This window comes from Microbacterium umsixpiens, from assembly GCF_053543675.1.
This window is the reverse complement of sequence record NZ_JBLVOH010000162.1, coordinates 6330-8606: the sequence shown is the minus strand read 5'-3', so window position 1 is coordinate 8606 and position 2277 is coordinate 6330. Positions and strand designations below refer to the sequence as shown.

The 2277-nt window shown below is 69.7% G+C and carries 3 protein-coding genes; 1 reads left to right on the top strand and 2 read right to left on the bottom strand.

All coding sequences use genetic code 11. The annotated features are described in order from the left end of the window. Nucleotides 1-60: 60 nt before the first annotated feature. Nucleotides 61-417: a YidH family protein gene (locus tag ACNPM4_RS15795; protein ID WP_262000565.1), complete on the bottom strand. Its 357-nt coding sequence runs from the start codon at nt 415-417 to the stop codon at nt 61-63. Nucleotides 418-466: 49 nt separating this feature from the next. Beyond that, nucleotides 467-1117: an HAD-IA family hydrolase gene (locus tag ACNPM4_RS15790; RefSeq protein WP_448986311.1), complete on the bottom strand. Its 651-nt coding sequence runs from the start codon at nt 1115-1117 to the stop codon at nt 467-469. A 65-nt stretch (nt 1118-1182) separates the two neighbouring features. On the opposite strand from ACNPM4_RS15790, the gene ACNPM4_RS15785 reads away from it, so the two are divergent. After that, nucleotides 1183-2277, top strand: a 1095-nt coding sequence (locus ACNPM4_RS15785) for a DUF998 domain-containing protein (protein ID WP_448986310.1), incomplete at its 3' end; no start/stop codon positions are given.

Genomic DNA, 2277 nt, shown 5'->3' with positions numbered 1-2277 from the left:
GCAGTCCCGGATCGAACGGACCCGAGACGAGTGACCCCGGGGGGATGTGCCCCTGACCGGTCACCGCCAGAGCACCCCCGCCAGGACCAGCAGGCCGACGACCGTCACGACGACCGCGAGCACGACCGCAGAGAAGGCTCCCGGCAGCGGGCGAGACTGCCGCAGCGCCCGCTCCGCGCGCATCCACTCCCACCAGGCGAGGGGGGCGACCGCGGTGCCGGTGATCATCAGCAGCAGTGAGGCCGCGAGGCGGAAACCGGCGTGCAGGTCGAGGCCCAGGACTTCGAGGGCGACGCCACCCGCGATCAGCGCGAGGCCGGTGCGGGTCCACGCGAGGAACGTGCGCTCGTTCGCCAGAGAGAAACGCGGATCGGGTTCTTCGCCGATGCCGAACACCGAGGCGGGGAAACGTCGCATCGCCTCATCGTAGCGGCGGGTTGCGGCGCTCGCGGGGGAGCGACCGTCGTCAGGAGATCGCGATCTCGAACCCGGTGGCCGTGGGGGTCACGGCCACCTGCGAGAGATCCGTGACCAGGACGGTCGGGTTGTGCGCTGCCGCGTGCTTCCCGACACCGACGACCCGCATGCCGGCCGCGAGACCCGCCTGGATTCCCGCGCCGGAGTCCTCGAACACGATGCAGTCCGCTGGGTCGATCCCCAGCAGGCCCGCGGCGCGGACGAATCCCTCGGGATCGGGCTTGGAGGCGGAGACGTCTTCGGCGGTCACGCTGCGCTCGGGCACGGTGAGCCCGGCGGCCTGCATCCGAGCGGTCATGAGGGCGACGTTGGCGGAGGTGACGATCGCGTGCGGGAACGGCTGCAGCGCCTCGAGCAGCGCCCGTGCGCCCGGGATCTCGATCACACCGTCGACATCACTCGCCTCCGTGGCGAGCATGACCTCGTTCTCACGGAGGTTGATGGCATGGTCGCGCTCGGGCAGCATGATCGCCATGCTCTGGTGACCCTGGCGGCCGTGCACGACGCGGAGCACCGTCTCGCGGTCGATGCCGTGCGGCTCCGCCCAGGCGAGCCAGAGCCGCTCCACGACAGCTGTCGAATCGACGAGGGTCCCGTCCATGTCGAGAAGGACGGCGCGGGCGGCGAGAGTCTGGGGCACCCCTCCAGGCTAGTGCGGGCCGGACGCCTGCCGACTTCTATGATGTGGACCGGGAGGCACGGACGATGAATGCACTCGCGAAGAGAGTCGTGCAGGTGCTGCGGCAGGTGCGGGGTCCCGACACGGCGGATGCCGTGTTCGAGGCGACTGCGCTGATCGTCGGCGCCGGGTTCCTCGTGATCGGCTTCCTCGTCGCGCTCCCGGTGTTCTGGGGACATGATCTGGCGATCAGCGGCAGCGGTTCGATCGGTGTCTTCGCCGCGTTCGGCGGAGCGATCACCGCGGCCATCGCCTTCGCCCTCGGACGCATCGCGGTGCGGCCGGAACAGGTGGATCCGGCCGCGGTCCGCGACGGCTTCACCGTGCCGGGCGATCGACTGCGCTGGTACGACCTCGCCGCCATCGCGTTCGCGCACGCGGCGATCGCCTACCTCGGCTGGCTCGGCGTCGCGGAGCTCCTCGAGCGGAGCTTCACGGATGCGCCGGTGTTCGCCTTTCCCGGCGCGGTGCTGGTGGCGGTCGCGTTCGCTCTGACCGGCTACGTCTCGTTTCTCAGCGCGGTGGCGCTCACGCCCATGGTCCTCTCGCTCGTGCTCGCGGTCTTCCTCGTCGTCGGCGCCTTCGCCAGCATGCTCGCCTCCAGCGACGTGCACTGGTGGCGCGACAACCTGTCGGCGCTCGGGATGAGCAGCAACAGCTCGTCCGTGGCCTTCAACGCGACCCTGATCATCGCCGGCGTCATGGTGACGACCATCGCCCGGTACGCGACAGCCGGGCTCCCCGCCGACGATCCCGCCGACCGCCGCGGACGTTTCCTCGTGCGCGGAGGTCTGATCCTCCTGGGGATCTTCCTCGCCTGTGTCGGGCTGTTCCCCGTCGACGAGTTCTTCCTCCTGCACAACACCGTTGCGACCGGCATGACGGTCGTGTTCGGCGTCGTCGTGGTGGGACTGCCGTGGCTCCTGCCCAGCATCCCGAAGGTGTTCGTGGGCTTCGGCTGGGCCTTCGTGCTGGTGATCATCCTGCTGGCCGCATTCTTCGCGGTCGGTTACTACAACCTCACCGCGGTCGAACTCATCGCCGCAGTGCTGATCTTCAGCTGGATCATCGTCTTCCTGCGCACGGCGGGCTCGATCGGAACAGCGCCGCCCGCCCGCATC

Bases quoted from the DNA above. Each gene is read 5' to 3' on its own strand.
- ACNPM4_RS15795 (WP_262000565.1), bottom strand. From the start codon at position 417: ATGCGACGTTTCCCCGCCTCGGTGTTCGGCATCGGCGAAGAACCCGAT.